The organism is Chromohalobacter israelensis DSM 3043, from assembly GCF_000055785.1.
GTDB classification, from domain to species: Bacteria; Pseudomonadota; Gammaproteobacteria; order Pseudomonadales; family Halomonadaceae; genus Chromohalobacter; species Chromohalobacter israelensis.
This window is the reverse complement of record NC_007963.1, coordinates 2,850,470-2,866,834: the sequence shown is the minus strand read 5'-3', so window position 1 is coordinate 2,866,834 and position 16,365 is coordinate 2,850,470. Positions and strand designations below refer to the sequence as shown.

General features: G+C 65.6%; 12 protein-coding genes. 9 read left to right on the top strand and 3 right to left on the bottom strand.

Translation table 11 applies throughout. The features are described 5' to 3' along the window. The first annotated feature begins 4 nt into the window (after nt 1-4). The 4 genes from cysD to CSAL_RS12920 all read left to right on the top strand — a co-directional run bounded on the left by cysD (nt 5) and on the right by CSAL_RS12920 (nt 5,676). A complete protein-coding gene (gene cysD / locus CSAL_RS12935) occupies nt 5-916 on the top strand; it encodes a sulfate adenylyltransferase subunit CysD (RefSeq protein ID WP_011507846.1) in 912 nt (303 codons plus the stop codon). Beyond that, nucleotides 916-2,340, top strand: coding sequence for a sulfate adenylyltransferase subunit CysN (gene cysN, locus CSAL_RS12930; RefSeq protein WP_011507845.1), 1,425 nt, complete (start codon nt 916-918; stop codon nt 2,338-2,340). The genes cysD and cysN overlap by 1 nt, the downstream gene beginning before the upstream one ends. 148 nt (nt 2,341-2,488) lie before the next feature. Continuing rightward, entirely contained in the window at nt 2,489-3,400 is a 912-nt protein-coding gene (epsC, locus tag CSAL_RS12925; RefSeq protein WP_011507844.1) for a serine O-acetyltransferase EpsC, read from the top strand. Between the two features lie 197 nt (nt 3,401-3,597). Further along, the gene (locus CSAL_RS12920) at nt 3,598-5,676 is read left to right on the top strand and encodes an LTA synthase family protein (protein WP_011507843.1); all 2,079 of its coding nucleotides are present in this window, start codon (nt 3,598-3,600) and stop codon (nt 5,674-5,676) included. Between the two features lie 15 nt (nt 5,677-5,691). Here the strand turns inward: CSAL_RS12920 and CSAL_RS12915 are convergent, their stop codons facing one another. The 3 genes from CSAL_RS12915 to cmoA form a co-directional block, all read right to left on the bottom strand. Beyond that, a complete protein-coding gene (locus CSAL_RS12915; protein WP_011507842.1) occupies nt 5,692-6,483 on the bottom strand; it encodes an ATP-binding cassette domain-containing protein in 792 nt (263 codons plus the stop codon). Between the two features lie 63 nt (nt 6,484-6,546). After that, the gene (gene cmoB / locus CSAL_RS12910) at nt 6,547-7,548 is read right to left on the bottom strand and encodes a tRNA 5-methoxyuridine(34)/uridine 5-oxyacetic acid(34) synthase CmoB (RefSeq protein ID WP_011507841.1); all 1,002 of its coding nucleotides are present in this window, start codon (nt 7,546-7,548) and stop codon (nt 6,547-6,549) included. Next, nucleotides 7,541-8,284 (bottom strand): carboxy-S-adenosyl-L-methionine synthase CmoA, encoded by a 744-nt coding sequence (cmoA, locus tag CSAL_RS12905; protein ID WP_043559569.1) that lies wholly within the window; start codon nt 8,282-8,284, stop codon nt 7,541-7,543. The genes cmoB and cmoA overlap by 8 nt, the downstream gene beginning before the upstream one ends. A 141-nt stretch (nt 8,285-8,425) precedes the next feature. On the opposite strand from cmoA, the gene pgi reads away from it, so the two are divergent. The 5 genes from pgi (at nt 8,426) to serB (ending at nt 16,365) form a co-directional block, all read left to right on the top strand. Continuing rightward, nucleotides 8,426-10,105 carry a glucose-6-phosphate isomerase gene (gene pgi, locus CSAL_RS12900; RefSeq protein WP_011507839.1) on the top strand — a complete coding sequence of 560 codons (1,680 nt, stop codon included), beginning with the start codon at nt 8,426-8,428 and terminating at the stop codon, nt 10,103-10,105. A 52-nt stretch (nt 10,106-10,157) separates the two neighbouring features. Next, nucleotides 10,158-10,793 carry a YqiA/YcfP family alpha/beta fold hydrolase gene (locus CSAL_RS12895; protein ID WP_224114504.1) on the top strand — a complete coding sequence of 212 codons (636 nt, stop codon included), beginning with the start codon at nt 10,158-10,160 and terminating at the stop codon, nt 10,791-10,793. Between the two features lie 10 nt (nt 10,794-10,803). Continuing rightward, nucleotides 10,804-12,684 (top strand): DNA topoisomerase IV subunit B, encoded by a 1,881-nt coding sequence (parE, locus tag CSAL_RS12890; RefSeq protein WP_011507837.1) that lies wholly within the window; start codon nt 10,804-10,806, stop codon nt 12,682-12,684. A 176-nt stretch (nt 12,685-12,860) separates the two neighbouring features. After that, the gene (gene parC, locus CSAL_RS12885) at nt 12,861-15,113 is read left to right on the top strand and encodes a DNA topoisomerase IV subunit A (protein WP_011507836.1); all 2,253 of its coding nucleotides are present in this window, start codon (nt 12,861-12,863) and stop codon (nt 15,111-15,113) included. 16 nt (nt 15,114-15,129) lie between these two features. Then, nucleotides 15,130-16,365 (top strand): phosphoserine phosphatase SerB, encoded by a 1,236-nt coding sequence (gene serB / locus CSAL_RS12880; RefSeq protein ID WP_011507835.1) that lies wholly within the window; start codon nt 15,130-15,132, stop codon nt 16,363-16,365.

Below are 16,365 nucleotides of genomic sequence, written 5' to 3'. Positions count from 1 at the left end.
CGCGATGCTTTCTCCCGAGCGACAGACCCACCTCAAGCAGCTTGAGGCGGAATCGATCCATATCATCCGCGAAGTGGCCGCCGAATTCGCCAACCCGGTGATGCTGTACTCCATTGGCAAGGATTCGTCGGTGATGCTGCATCTGGCACGCAAGGCGTTTTACCCCGGCACGCCGCCGTTCCCGCTGATGCACGTCAACACCACCTGGAAGTTCAAGGAAATGATCGAGTTTCGCGACCGCATGGCCGCGGAGGTCGGGATGGAGTTGATCGAGCACATCAACGAGGAAGGCCGGGCCGCCGGCATCAATCCCTTCGATCACGGCAGCGCCAAGTACACCGACGTGATGAAGACCCAGTCGCTCAAGCAGGCGCTGGACAAGTACGGCTTCGATGCCGCCTTCGGCGGCGCCCGCCGCGACGAGGAAGCCTCGCGCGCCAAGGAGCGCGTCTACTCCTTCCGTGACAAGCACCACCGCTGGGACCCCAAGAGCCAGCGCCCGGAGCTGTGGAACATCTACAACGGCAAGGTGCAGAAGGGCGAGTCGATTCGCGTCTTCCCGCTCTCCAACTGGACCGAGCTGGACATCTGGCAGTACATCTACCTCGAGTCGATCCCCATCGTCCCGCTGTACTACGCCGCCCCGCGCCCGGTGGTCGAGCGCGACGGCATGCAGATCATGGTCGACGACGAGCGCCTGCCGCTCGAAGACGGCGAGGTCCCCGAGGAGAAGTGGGTGCGCTTCCGCACGCTCGGCTGCTACCCGCTCACCGGGGCCGTGGAATCCACCGCCGCCACACTGCCCGAGATCATCCAGGAAATGCTGCTCACCCGCACCAGCGAGCGCTCCGGCCGCGCCATCGACCACGACCAGGCCGGCAGCATGGAGCGCAAGAAGCGCGAGGGATACTTCTAATGTCACACCAGTCATCGCTCATCGCCGAGGATATCGAGTCCTACCTGCAGGAACACGAGCAGAAAGACCTGCTGCGCTTCATCACCTGCGGGAGCGTCGACGACGGCAAATCGACCCTGATCGGGCGCCTGCTGCACGACTCCAAGATGATCTACGAGGATCAGCTGGCGGCGATCACCCAGGCCTCCAGGACCAGCGGCACCACCGGCGACCAGGTCGACCTGGCGCTGCTCGTCGACGGCCTGCAGTCCGAGCGCGAGCAGGGCATCACCATCGATGTCGCGTACCGGTACTTCTCCACCGACAAGCGCAAGTTCATCATCGCCGACACCCCCGGGCACGAGCAGTACACCCGCAACATGGCCACCGGCGCCTCCACGGCCAGCCTCGCGGTGATCCTGATCGACGCCCGTCACGGCGTGCAGACCCAGACCCGGCGGCACAGCTTCATCGCCGACCTGCTGGGCATCCAGCACCTGGTGATCGCGGTCAACAAGATGGACCTGGTCGACTACTCCCAGGCGCGCTTCGACGAGATCGTCGCCGAGTACCGCGAATTCGCCGCCAAGCTCAACGCCCCGGACATCCACTTCGTGCCGCTGTCCGCGCTGGAAGGCGACAACGTCGTCAACAAGAGCGAGGCCATGAGCTGGTACGAGGGCCCGGCGCTGCTCCATTTGCTGGAGACCGTCGAGGTCACGCACGACAAGAACCTCACGGACCTGCGGCTGCCGGTGCAGTACGTCAACCGCCCGCACCTCGACTTCCGCGGCTACTGCGGCACGCTCGAGGCCGGCATCCTGCGGCCCGGCCAGCGCGTCAAGGTGCTGCCCTCGGGCAAGGCCTCCACGGTGGCACGCATCGTCACCTTCGACGGCGACCTCGAGGAGGCCTATCCGGGGCAGGCGATCACCGTCACGCTCGACGACGAGATCGACATCTCGCGGGGGGACTGGCTGGTCGCCGAGGACGCCGAGGTACCGCTGGCCGACGCCTTCGAGGCGGACATCGTGTGGATGCACGACACCGCGCTGGAGCCCGGCCGGCTGTACGACCTCAAGCTCGCCACGCGGGACCTGGCGGGCAAGATCACCCGGATCGACTACCAGACCGACGTCAACACGCTCGAGCACCACGCCGCCGAACGGCTGGCGCTCAACGCCATCGGCCGCTGCCGCGTCGAGGTGGCGGGCACGCTGCCGGTGGACGACTACCGCGTGAGCCCGGGCACCGGCAGCTTCATCGTCATCGACCGCATGACCAACGTGACCGTCGGCGCGGGCATGGTGCGCGGCGCGGCGGAAGGCGCCGGCAACACCGGCGAAGTGGACTGGCAGGCCTTCGAAATCGAGTTCAATGCCTTGATCCGCAAGCATTTCCCGCATTGGGAAGCAAAAGACGTACGTTCGCTTTTCGGTCAGTGATCACGGGCTGAACGCGTTCTTCCATGCCCTTCCCGCGCTCGTGGGGAGGGCATTTTTCATGCAGGCTGCGAGGACGCGACAAGGTCGCACTCGACCATGAGTCGGCTTATCATGAGTCTTTCGCAACCATTGATGACACGGTGAGGGTATGCATAACGTCGATTGGCAGCTTGATGAAATCGTGACGCAACTGAGGGCCACCCGTGAAACCTGGCGCGAGCGTCATGGGCGTTCACGCGAGCGTGGCTGTCGCGAACTGCCGTCGCGAAGCGCCATTCGAGCGATTACCGACGACCTGATCGGCGCGCTGTTTCCGATGCGCCTGGGGCCGAGCGATCTGCGTCGCGAGAGCGAGGATTTCTATGTCGGCCACACGCTGGATGCCACCCTCAACGCGCTATGTCACGAGGTCTGCCTGGAGCTGAAGTACATCGCCCGGCAGCTGGGGCGTGATGCCGGCGACACCCAGGCGCGTGCGGTGGAGGTCGTGCAGGGGTTTGCGGCCGGCCTGCCCGAGCTGCGTCGTCAACTCGATGCCGACGTGATGGCCGCCTACCACGGCGATCCCGCGGCGCGCAGCGTCGATGAGGTGCTGCTGTGCTATCCGGGCGTGCATGCGGTGATTCACCACCGTATCGCCAATTACTTCTATCAGGCGGATCTTTCGCTGCTGGCGCGCATGATTGCGGAAATCGCGCATTCCGACACGGGCATCGACATTCACCCGGGCGCGACCATCGGCGAAGGGTTCTTCATCGACCACGGCACCGGCGTGGTCATCGGCGAGACCGCGATCATCGGCAACAACGTGCGTCTCTATCAGGCGGTGACGCTGGGCGCCAAGCGCTTCCCGGCGGACGAGCGTGGCCACCTCGAAAAAGGCCTGCCGCGCCACCCGGTGGTCGAAGACGACGTGGTCATCTACGCCGGGGCCACGATCCTCGGGCGCATCACCATCGGCAAGGGCTCGATCATCGGCGGCAACGTCTGGCTGACACGCGACGTGGAGCCGGGCAGCAACGTGACCCAGGCCAACCTGCAAAGCGGTCCCTGCCCGTGACACGGCAGGGGCAGACAGGTATCGCGACGCGCGGCTTCGGCCGCGCGTCGTCGTTTGTGGTCCCTCGTTTCCTGCGCTGATGCGCCGTTTCCCCGACGCCCTCCTTTCCTTATCGGTCTTCCAGTTAGTCCGCTAACGTATCGCCAGTGGCCCTCGAGATCGGTATAGTGTGCGCGCTTACCAGATCGAGATGACAAATGTATAACGATTCCGTGACGATATCGCGCTGGCAGCACTGGCGCGAATTGAACCGTCAGCTCTGGCGTCTGGGCCTGATCGGCGTGGCGACACTGACACTGATGCGCGCGCTGTTGCTGTGGGTCAATGCCCCGACGCCCCTGGATGCATCTCAGGGGGAGGTGTTCGATGCGTTCTGGATGGGGCTGCGCTTCGACGCCAAGATCATGGCGGTCTTGCTGGGGCCGTGGTTACTGATCGCGACGGCATTGCTGCCGCTGCCACGGTATTTGATCGCCGCCTGGCGCCGTGTATGGCTGGCCTGGGCCGTCGCGATCATGGCGCTGGTCAATGTGCTGGCGCTGATCAATCATTTCTTCTTCGGCTTCTACCAGGGGCCCATCAACGCGCTGATCTTCGGGCTGTTCGAGGATGACACCCAGGCCGTGCTGGAAACGGTGTGGAGCGATTACCCGCTGGTGCCTCTCGTCGTGGTGCTCGTCGGCATGACGGGCACCCAGATCGCGCTGATGCGCCGGGGTCGCCGGCGTGCAAGGGCGCCGTTGGGACCTGCCCGCGCGACGCTGCTGGTCGTGGTGTCGCTGGTCGCGCTGATCGGGTTGGGCCGCGGCACCCTGGGCACCTTCCCGCTGCGCGAGATGCACATGTCGGTGTCCGGCAATGCCTTCGTCAATGACCTGGTGCCCAGCGGCCCCCAGGCGTTGTATCTGGCATGGAAAGAACGTGGCGTGGATGCCATCGGCAGCGACGACCCGGAGTCCGGATTGACGCGTTTCGGTTTCGCGTCTCCCCAGGCCGCCGCACGCGCGCTGGGCTGGTCGCAGGTCGATACGCCCGGCGAGGTGCGCGAGCGGATGCAGCAGACCACACCCGAACGTCCCGCGGCGGCCGCTCGACCGCCGCACGTCGTGGTGAGCGTGATGGAAAGCTGGGGACGACGGCCGATGGATTTCGACGACCCCGCGCACAATGATCTTCTGGGGCATCTGCGCCCCTGGGTGGAAGACAAGGCGGACTATTTTCCGCATGCGCTATCGGCGGAGAATGGCACGCATCCCAGCCTCGAAGGCATGCTGCTGGATACCCCGATCAGCCCGCTGACCCAGAGCCGGCATGGGTATCATCGCTTCTCCACCTCCGTCGCGCTGCCGTATGAACGCGCCGGCTATCGCACCGTGTTCCTCACCGCCGGCTCGACGCAATGGCGCAACCTCGACGATGCCTTGAAGCGCCAGGGCTTCGATGAGGTGCTGGGTGAAAACGCCATTCGCGAACGCTTCCCCGAGGCCCGGGGCAGCACCTGGGGGCTCTATGACGAGTGGATGTTCCGCTATGGCGAGGCGTTGCTGCAGGAAGCCGAGGCCAACGGCGAAAAGGTGATGCTGGTGATGCTCTCGATCACCAATCACCCGCCTTACCGGATTCCCGAGCATTACGATCCCGCGCCGCTGGATGTCTCGCGTCTTGGCGATGCCCTGGCCGTGTCGCCGGCATTCGGGACCTCGATTCTCGAGACGTACCAGTATGCCAACGACAGCATGGGCCGCTTCCTGAACCGTCTCGAGGACGCTGGCTTGATGGATCACACGCTGTTCGCGGCCACCGGCGATCACAATTCGCGCTCGTTGATTCGTTACCCCGACGCCCATGACTTGTTCGATCAATTCGGCGTGCCGATATTGATGTGGATTCCGCCGCGCTATCGCGGGCAGGGCGAAGCTCGAACCGAGGACTGGGCCAGCCACCGCGACATCTTCCCCACGCTATGGGCGCATTCGCTGTCCGCCGCCGAGGTGCCATGGATGGGGCGCGACCTGTACGCGCCGACGACCTCGCCGATGGCGTTGACGTTCAATCGGCAGGATGGTGGCCAGGGGCTGGCGATCGGTGCGGCGGGCGCGGTGACGCATCTCGCCGATCCGACTTTCTACCGCTGGTCGCAGGGCGTGCTGCATGCCGACGATTCGCCCTCGCCGGCGTTGCGCGATCAGGCGCGGCATGCGCGCGCACGCATGGCGCTGGAAGACTGGCGCATTCGACGCGAGGCCTTGCAGGCCGAACACACCGAGACTCACTGAGTCGTCGGGGGCGAGTCATGGCGCCGCGTCATTGGGGTGTGGTGCGTTCGGCCGGGTACGCTCGGCCGAGGAGACCTGCACGCGCAGGACGTGGCGGACCGACGGCGACAGGTCGGCACGGCGCGACCCGCCATCCATCCACCAGACGCGATCGCAATGCGCAAGGCTGGCATCGCAGGGGCTGACCACCGGTACGATGCAGAGCCGGTGGCGCCGTGAGGCGGCGCCCAGATCGGCCAGCAGGCGCTGTTCCTGATCGTGTGCCAGAGGTTCCAGGTCGAGCAGCAGGATGCCGTTGTCGCGGCGCTGCCGGCAGGGGCAGTAGGGCGCCGCCGCGACCTGGCACAGTGCCCGCGCGATCATGGCTCGCTGGGCGTTGACGGCGTCGAGCGTACCCAGGCGTCGGTCGCTCACGCCCTGCAGGTCGAGTGCCGCGAGCGCCGTCTCCACCGCCACCGGCAGGCAGGGGGGCGAAGCGGCGCCTTGCTGCACGACGCGCGAGCAGCTCTCCAGCAGCCCGAGTCCCACCAGGTCGCGCACACGCCAGTCGGCAAGACTTCGCGGAGGGGCGATGACATGCGCGATGCGCTGGGCGCGATAGGCGCTGGGCCAGCAGTGCAGCGGCTGGCCATCGAGGCAGATGCTGCCCCGCGTGGGTCGATAGAGGCCGGCGAGCAGGCCGATCAGGGTGCTCTTGCCGGCGCCGTGCGGCCCGCAGATACCGAGCAGCTCGCCGGGCACCAGGCGATCGCTGAACGGCCTCAGGCTTGGGGTGCCCTCGAGAGCCGTATTGAAGAGCGACAGCATGAGGAGTCTCCTTCGACGATGATAATGATAAATATTATCGTTCGCATGACGAAGAAGGGCAAGTCACTCCGGCTTGCGTGCCACCAGAACGGCCCGTCGAGGCGCCGGGTAGCCTTCGAGCGTCAGTGTCGCATCCTCGGGGTCGAGAAAGTCGGCCAGCGAGTGGAAGGTCATCCACTCGGTGCTGCGCTGTTCCGCCAGCGATGTCGGGGCCTCGTCGACGACGCGGACGTCCTCGAAACCGCAGCGCTCGAGCCAGTGCGCTAGGGCCTTCGACGAGGGCAGGAAATATACGTTGGGCATGGCGGCATAGCGTTCGCCGGGCATGAAGACCGTGTTCGCGTCGCCTTCGACCACCAGAGTCTCGAGGACGAGCTCGCCCCCCGGGCGCAGGGTGTCGCGGAGCTGCATCAGGTGCTCCAGGGGAGAGGGCCGATGGTAGAGCACACCCATCGAAAAGGTGGTGTCGAACGCTTCCAGCTTCGGCGGTACCGCCTCGATGCCGACCGGCAGGAAATGCGTGCGCCAGCCATCGGCATCGCCGACGAAATGGCGCACGGCCTGGAATTGATAGTAGAAACGCGGCGAGGGGTCGACGATCAGCACGAAGGCCGCGCCTGCGCCCACCATGCGCCAGCCGTGATAGCCGTTGCCGCCGCCGACATCCAGCACGCGACGTCCCTCGAGCGGGGACAGGTGCGGTGCCACGCGTTGCCATTTCCAGTCCGAGCGCCACTCGGTATCGATGTGGATGCCGCCCAGGGTGTAGGGTCCCTTGCGCCAGGGCATCAACTTGCGCAGCAGGTTCTCGCACTGACGTTGCTGGCTCTCGGTGAGCGCGAGATCGACACGCACGCTGTCGCTGTCGAGAGCGACATCACGCGCCTCGGGCAGCGTGGGCAGCTTGGCGACGGCCTTCTCCCAGGCGGGCAGGTCGCCGAAGCGCTTGCGGTCCAGGCCATCGGCGAGTTGCGCGGGCAGGCGGGCGACCCATTCGCTCAGGCCGTGATCGAGCAGGGCATCGAACAGGGCCCGCTGGGCAGGGGGCAGAGAGCGATCAGGCATCCTTGAAGGCGACCATCGAGGCGAAGTTGAGATACTGGAACCAGGTGCTGACACGGGTGAAGCCGGCCTCGTGCAGGCGCTCGTGGTGCGCGTCGAGGGTGTCCGGCACCAGCACGTTTTCCAGCGCGGTGCGCTTCTGGCTGATTTCCATGTCGCTATAGCCGTTGGCGCGCTTGAAATCGTGGTAGCGTTCCACCAGCCAGGCGTTTTCCTGCTCGTCGGGCAGCACGATCTTCTCGGAAAGCACCAGCACGCCGCCGGGCTCGAGGGCGGCGTAAAGGCGCTCGATGACTGCGCGACGGTCCTCGGGGGGCAGGAACTGCAACGTGAAGTTGAGCACGATCATGCCGGCGGGTCGGTAGTCGACATGGCGGATATCGCCCTCGACGATATCGATGCGATGATCGGGGCATTCCTCGCCGAGCGTTTCACGTGCCCGGGCGACCATCGTCGGCGACAGGTCGACGCCGGTCAGGGTGAAGGCATCCGGCGGCAAGCGTCCGGCGAGCGCCAGGGTCACGGCGCCCAGCGAGCAGCCCAGGTCATAGACGTGAGCGCCGAAGCGCAGGTGGCGTTCGGCGATCAGGCCCAGCATGCCCAGGATCTGACCATAGCCGGGTACCGAGCGGCGAATCATGTCGGGAAAGCAGGCGACGACCTTTTCATCGAAGGAAAAATTGGCCACCCGGTCCAGGGGTGTCGAAAAGATTGCGTCACGGTAAGATGCGTCACTCATGAGCCAGTCAATCGCGTCGAGGCGTGGCCGAGGCCACAGGAAGTGGCGATATTGTACGCGCCGCGTCATGGCTCTGCATCCGCAGGGCCCACTCGCGGCATCCGCGGGCCGTCAGCGAGCTTGTCAAGGAGAGCACGAGTCATGTCCCAGTCAACCATGATCCATCATTCAGAGGCCTGGCAGGCACTCACGCAGCATGCCGACGGCATGCGCAACGTGCACCTCAAGTCTCTGTTCGCCGAGGCCCCCGGCCACCATGCCCGCTTTACCCGGCGTGGCGCCGGCTTGACGCTGGATCTCTCCAAGCACCGCTGGCGCGACGAGACACTGACGAAATTGCTCGCGCTGGCACGCGAGGCGAATCTCGAACGTGCCATCGAGCGTCTGCAGAACGGCGAGCGCGTCAATCTCTCCGAGGATCGTCCGGCGCTGCACACCGCGCTGCGCTTGCCGCCGGAGGCCAGTCTGGTGGTCGAGGGCGAGGACGTGGTGCCCGATGTGCATGAAACGCTGGCCCGCATGCAGGCGATGGTCGAGAAGTGCCATGCCGGCCAATGGCGAGGTGCCACCGGCAAGGCGATCACCGACGTGGTGAATCTCGGCGTGGGCGGCTCCGACCTGGGACCGCTGATGGTCACCCATGCCCTGGCCGATTACCGCCCGCGGGACGTGCACCAGGTCGACATCCATTTCGCCTCGACCATGGACGGCTCGCAGCTCGCCGATTATCTGACCCGCTTCAATCCCGCCACGACGCTGTTCGTGCTGTCGTCGAAGTCGTTCACCACCATCGATACGCTGTCCAACGCCTCTACCGCACGCGACTGGCTGATGACGCGGCTGGCCGACGGTGGTCGTGATGCCGGCATGCGCGAGGTGGTGATGCGCCAGCATTTCATCGGCGTCTCGGCCAAGCCCGAGCGCATGAGCGAGTGGGGGATCGACCCGCGCCATCAGCTGCGCTTCTGGGAGTGGGTCGGCGGGCGTTATTCGCTGTGGGGCGCCATCGGGTTGCCCATCGCCCTGGCCGTGGGGATGGAAAACTTCCGCGAGCTGCTGGCGGGGGCCCACGAGATGGACCGTCATTTCCGCGATACGCCGCTCGAAGACAACTTGCCGGTGCTGCTGGCGCTGGCGGGGATCTGGAACGTGAACTTCCTCGACGTGCGTGCGCATTCGATCCTGCCCTACGATGGCCGGCTCGAGTATTTCGCCAGCTATCTCGAACAACTGGAGATGGAATCCAACGGCAAGTCGGTCACCAATGACGGCGAGATCACGCCTTATTCCACCTGCCCGGTGTTGTGGGGGCAGCTCGGCCCCAATGCACAACATGCCTTCTATCAACTGCTGCACCAGGGGACTCAGGCGGTGGAGTGCGATTTCATCGCGCCGGTACGTCGTTATGACCGGGTGGAAGATCCCGCCACGCGCGCCCACCTCAAGGCCCAGCATCGCCTGACGCTGGCCAACTGCATCGCCCAGTCGCGGGTCTTGATGCTGGGCGACGAGGCCTTGCCCAGCGATGCCCCGCGCCCCAGCCACAAGCGCTATCGCGGCAACCAGCCCTCGACCACGTTGCTGCTCGACCGCCTGACGCCGCGTACGCTGGGGGCGCTGATCGCGCTCTACGAGCACAAGGTGTTCGTGCAGGCCACGATCTGGGACATCAACCCCTTCGACCAGTGGGGCGTGGAGCTGGGCAAGCAGATCGCCTCCGAAACCGAGCAGATTCTGGCCTCGCGGCGTGGCGCCGAGACCCTGGACGATTCCAGTCGTGGACTGCTCGATGTCGTCTGGCAGGCTCAGGACGCGACATGATGCTGGTTGTTTGTACAGGTTTTGCGGTATGCTGGTGGCGCCCGTGGCAAACATGACGCCCGTGACCAGCATCCTGTATCTGCACGGTTTCAATAGCGGCGCGGCATCGCCCAAGGCGCAACTGATCGCGGCGACCTGCGAGCGTCTGGCGTCCGACGGCGCCACGCCACCGAGGTGCGTGGCGCCTCAGTTGCCGCATCGTCCGGACGATGCCCTGGCATGTGCCGAGCGCGAATTGCGTGGCCTGGGCGACGATACCCTGTTGATCGGCAGTTCGATGGGCGGGTTTCTTGCCACCTGCCTGGCCGAACGCGCCGGGCTGCGTGCGGTGTTGATCAATCCCGCGGTGCGGCCGGCGCGCCTGGTGGCGCAATGGGAAGGGGCGGCGTTCGAGAACCCCTACACCCATGAACGCTTCACCATCGACGCGCAACACGGCGCCGCGCTCGAGGCGATGACCCCGAGTGGCATCATCGCGCCGCACCGTTATCGGCTGCTGCTGGGCAGCGCCGACGAGACGCTGGATTGCCGTGATGCGCTGGCGTTCTACGCCGGTGCGCCGACGCTCGTGCATCCTGGCGGCGACCACGGCTTCAGCGCGCTGGCCGATTATCTGCCAGCCATTTTCGCGCACGGGGGTTGGACGCTACCCCCACGATCGCCAACGCGCTCTGACGAATCCACATAATGGACAACGCATGACGCAATACAGTGCCAGTTCCATCGAGGTCCTGTCGGGACTCGATCCGGTGCGCAAGCGCCCCGGAATGTACACCGATACCAGTCGACCCAATCACCTCGCCCAGGAAGTCATCGACAACAGCGTCGACGAGGCGCTGGCCGGACACGCGAGCCACATCCGCGTGCGCCTGCATGACGACGGCGGCATCGAGGTCAGCGACGACGGGCGTGGCATGCCCATCGACATGCACCCCGAGCACGGGGTCTCCGGCGTCGAGCTGATCCTGACCCGGCTGCACGCGGGCGGGAAGTTCTCGCAGTCGAGCTATCGCTTCTCGGGAGGGCTGCACGGGGTCGGGGTGTCGGTGGTCAACGCCCTGTCCCGGCGCCTGGAAATCGAGGTCTGTCGCGACGGCGACCGGCATGGCATGGCCTTCGCCCACGGCGACAAGGTGGAAGACCTCACCGTCATCGGGACCTGCTCCAAGAAGGCCAAGGGAACGGTGGTGCGGTTCTGGCCGGACGAGAGCTATTTCGATAGCCCCAGGCTGGCGTTGCCGCGTCTCAAGCACTTGTTGCGCGCCAAGGCGGTCCTCTGCCCCGGGCTCGAGGTCACGCTGATCGAGGCGGATGGTACCGAGAGCGTGTGGCAGTACGCGGATGGGTTGCGCGACTACCTGGCCCAGGCCACCGACGATGTCGAGACGTTGCCTGCCTCGCCGTTTCTCGGTCACTTCGAGGACGAGGACCAGGGCGTCGACTGGGCCATCCAGTGGCTGCCGGAAGGCGGTGAGTTGCTGCAGGAATCCTACGTCAATCTGATCCCCACGCCGCTCGGCGGCACGCACGTCAACGGTCTGCGCTCCGGGCTGCTCGACGCGCTGCGCGAGTTCTGCGAATACCGCAGCCTGTTGCCACGCGGGGTCAAGCTGACCGGCGACGACCTGTGGGAGCGCGTCTCGTTCGTGCTGTCGGTGAAGCTGCTCGACCCGCAGTTCGCCGGGCAGACCAAGGAGCGGCTATCCTCGCGGGTGGTGGCCGGGTTCGTCTCCGGTGTGGTCAAGGATGCCTTCTCGCTGTGGCTCAATCACCATGTCGACCAGGCCGAGGCCCTCGCCGAGCTGGTGATCAATGCCGCGCAGCGGCGTCAGAAGAGCGCCAAGAAGGTCGCCCGCAAGAAAGTGACCTCCGGTCCCGCGTTGCCCGGCAAGCTGGCCGACTGTTCGGGGCAGGACCCGGCGGCGTCCGAGCTGTTTCTGGTCGAGGGCGACAGTGCCGGCGGCAGCGCCAAGCAGGCCCGCGATCGCGAGACACAGGCGATCCTGCCGCTGCGCGGCAAGATCCTCAATACCTGGGAGGTCGAGGCGCACGATATCTATGGCTCCCAGGAGGTCCACGACATCGCGGTTGCCATCGGCATGGACCCCGGCAGCGACGATCTCTCCAAGCTGCGTTATCACAAGATCTGCATTCTCGCCGATGCCGACTCCGACGGCCTGCACATTGCCACGCTGCTGTGCGCGCTGTTCGTGCGTCATTTTCCGGCGCTGGTCGATGCCGGGCACGTGTTCGTGGCCATGCCGCCGCTGTATCGCATCGACCTGGGCAAGGAGGTTCACTATGCCCTCGACGAAAGCGAGAAGACCGCCATCCTGAAGCGCCTCGAGGGCAAGCGCGGCACGCCCAACGTGCAGCGCTTCAAGGGCCTCGGCGAGATGAGTCCGCTGCAGCTGCGCGAGACGACGATGGCCGCCGACACCCGGCGCCTGGTCCAGCTGACCCTGACCGTGGGCGACGGCACGCGCGAGATGATGGACATGTTGCTGGCGAAAAAGCGCGCCGGTGATCGCAAGAACTGGCTCGAGGACTACGGCAACCTCGCCGATATCGAGGTGTAAGCAGGAAGACGGAAGAGATAAGGGCGAAGAACCAAGACGACAGACGTGAGAGGGATGGGGAACGATGCGTTCATCTCCCTCTCGAGGCGCGAAGCGCCGTTCTTCTCTCTTCAGGCTATGTTTCGTGCGGGCGCGGTCCGCGAAGTTTCCATCGATGGTAGAAGGGCGTTGAACCCATGACCATGGATATCCATGTCGAGGAAGGCGACGTCGAACGTCTCTCCCTCAAGGAATACACCGAGAAGGCGTACCTCGATTATTCGATGTACGTGATTCTCGACCGTGCGCTGCCGCATATCGGCGATGGCATGAAGCCGGTGCAGCGCCGCATCGTCTATGCCATGCGCGAGTTGTCGCTGACGGCGAGCGCCAAGTACAAGAAGTCGGCACGTACCGTCGGCGACGTGCTGGGCAAGTTCCACCCGCATGGCGACAGCGCCTGTTACGAGGCGATGGTGCTGATGGCGCAGTCGTTCAGCTATCGCTATCCGTTGATCGACGGCCAGGGCAACTGGGGCAGCCCCGACGATCCCAAGTCGTTCGCGGCGATGCGCTACACCGAGGCGCGACTGTCGAAATTCTCCGAAGTGCTGCTCTCCGAACTCGGCCAGGGCACGGTCGACTGGACGCCCAACTTCGATGGCACCCTCGACGAGCCGGCCGTGCTGCCCGCGCGTCTGCCGCACGTGCTGCTCAATGGCGCCACCGGCATCGCGGTGGGCATGGCCACCGACATTCCGCCGCATAACGTGCGCGAAGTCGTGGACGCGACCTGCCACCTGCTGCGCCATCCCCAGGCCACTGTCAGCGACCTGATGGCTTACGTACCGGCGCCGGATTTCCCTACCGAGGCCGAAATCATCAGCCCGTCGAGCGACCTTGCCAAGCTCTACGAGAGCGGGCGCGGCTCGGTGAAGCTGCGCGGGCGCTATACGCTGGAGGAGGGCAATGTGGTGGTCACCGCGCTGCCCTATCAGGTCAGCGGCGCCAAGGTGCTGGAACAGATCGCCGCGCAGATGCAGGCCAAGAAGCTGCCCATGGTGGCGGATCTGCGCGACGAGTCGACTCACGAGACGCCCACGCGGCTGGTGATCGTGCCGCGCTCCAACCGGGTCGATGTCGAGGCGCTGATGGCGCACCTGTTCGCGACCACCGACCTCGAGAAGAACGTGCGCGTGAACCTCAACGTCATTGGGCTGGACGGTCGCCCGCGGGTCATGGCGCTGAATGCCATCCTCGATGAATGGCTGCGCTTTCGTCGGGCGACGGTCCGGCGGCGGCTCGAGCATCGGCTGGGCAAGGTCGAGGATCGCCTGCACATCCTCGAAGGCCTGCTCACGGCGTATCTCAACATCGACGAGGTCATCCGTATCATCCGCGAGGAGGATGTACCCAAGACCGCCTTGATCGAGGCCTTCGGGCTCAGCGAGCGCCAGGCGGAGGCGATTCTCGAATTGCGTCTGCGCCACCTGGCCAAGCTCGAGGAGTTCAAGATTCGCGGCGAGCAGGACGAATTGCTCGCCGAGCGTGAGCGGCTCAAGGAATTGCTGGGCAACGATGCCGCCTTGACCGATCTGATCGAGCGGGAATTGCGTCAGGACGCCGACGGTTACGGCGATGCGCGGCGTGCGCCGCTGGTCGAGCGCGGGGAGGCCAAGGCGCTCTCCGAGGTCGAGCTGATCGGTGCCGATCCGATCACCGTGGTGTTGTCCGAAAAGGGCTGGATTCGCAGCGCCAAGGGGCACGAGATCGATCCCGCCGGCCTGTCCTACAAGGCGGGCGACCGCTTTCACCTGGCCGCGCGCGGCAAGTCCAATCAGCCTCTGGTGCTGCTCGACGACGCGGGCCGCAGTTATACCCTGACCGCGCACAACCTGCCCTCGGCGCGCAGTCAGGGCGAACCCATCACCGGTCGCATCAACCCCGGCGCCGGCGCACGCATGGTCGGCGTCATGCTCGATGTCCCCGAGGCGCGCTACCTGCTGGCCTCGGATGGGGGCTATGGCTTCATTGCCAGACTCGACGATCTGATCGGCAAGAGCAAGGCGGGCAAGGCCGCGCTCAGCGTGCCCAAGGGGTGCAACGTGCTGCCTCCGGTCGCGGTACCGGAAGGCGAGGACACGCGCATCGCCGTGGTGTCCAACGAGGGACGTCTGCTGGTGTTCCCGCTCGAGCAGTTGCCGGTGATGGCCAAGGGCAAGGGCAACAAGATGATCGATATTCCCGGCGCGCGGGCCGCCAACCGGGAAGAGTTCGTGCGTGATCTCGCCATGCTGCCCGCCGGCGCTTCGCTGGTGGTTCACGCCGGTAAACGCAAGCAGACGCTCTCGAGCCGCGATCTCGACTATTACGTCGGCGAACGCGGACGTCGGGGCAGCAAGTTGTCGCGCGGCTTCCAGAAAGTCGACCGGCTCGAGACCATCGAATGACGCGGGAAGAGACAGCATGACTCAGCGGTTATTGATCCATGTCGACGGCGCCGATCGTGCCGGACAACTGGCGGCACTGGGCAAGGCACTGGCGGCGTCCGGGGCGTGCCTGCTGGATGTACGTCAGCAGAGCGCCTTCGGCCGCATGGCGCTGGAGGCGTTGGTGAGCGCCGAGGACGATGCCGCCGCGCTGCTGCAGGCACGGCTCGGCGAGCACTTCGCGGAGCAGGCGCTCACGTTCGACGTTCAGCCGGTGACGGGCGAGGGCTGGCAGGCCCTGCAGGCGCGCACCGAGATGCCGCGCCTGATCGTATCGCTGATGGGGCCAAGACTGCCGGCGACGATGCTGGCCGAGCTCGGCGAGCTGGCGGCGGCGCATGGATTGAGCATCGAGCACATGCAGCGTCTGTCGGGCGCGGCATCCCTGGAAGAGGCAACGCCGCGTGGCGCCTGCGTGGAATGCCTCCTGCGCGGCCCGGCGGTCGAGTTGCCCGACTTGCGTGAGCGGGCGCTGGCACTCGGCGCGCGGCACGGCGTGGACATCGCCATCCAGGAAGATTCCCTGTGGCGCTGCCATCGGCGTCTGATCTGCTTCGACATGGACTCCACCCTGATCCAGGCCGAGGTAATCGACGAACTGGCCCGGCGGCATGGTGTCTACGACGAAGTGGCGGCGGTGACCGAGCGTTCCATGCGTGGCGAGCTCGATTTCCAGCAGAGCTTTCGCGAGCGGATGGCCAAGCTGGAAGGGCTCGACGAGTCGGTACTGCGGGACATCGCCGAGAATCTGCCGCTGATGGATGGCGTCGAGCGCCTGATGATGCACCTCAAGCGCCTGGGCTATCGGACCGCCATCATTTCCGGCGGCTTCACCTATTTCGCGCATTATCTGCAGGAGCGTCTGGGCTTCGACGAGGTTCACGCCAACGAGCTGGTGATACGCGACGGCAAGATCACCGGCGAGGTGCGCGAGCCCATCATCGATGCCGATCGCAAGGCCTGGCTGCTGGGGGAAATCGCGCGTCGCCAGGGCCTGGCGCCGCAGCAGACCATCGCCGTGGGCGACGGCGCCAACGATCTCAAGATGCTGGAAAGCGCGGGACTGGGCATTGCCTTCCGTGCCAAGCCGCTGGTGCGTCAGCAGGCGCGGCAATCCATCGCCACGCTGGGGCTGGATGCGGTGTTGTACTTGCTGGGTTATCACGAGGAGGCACTGGAGCGCCTGTCGGGCGCCGACGACCTCAAGTCTTGA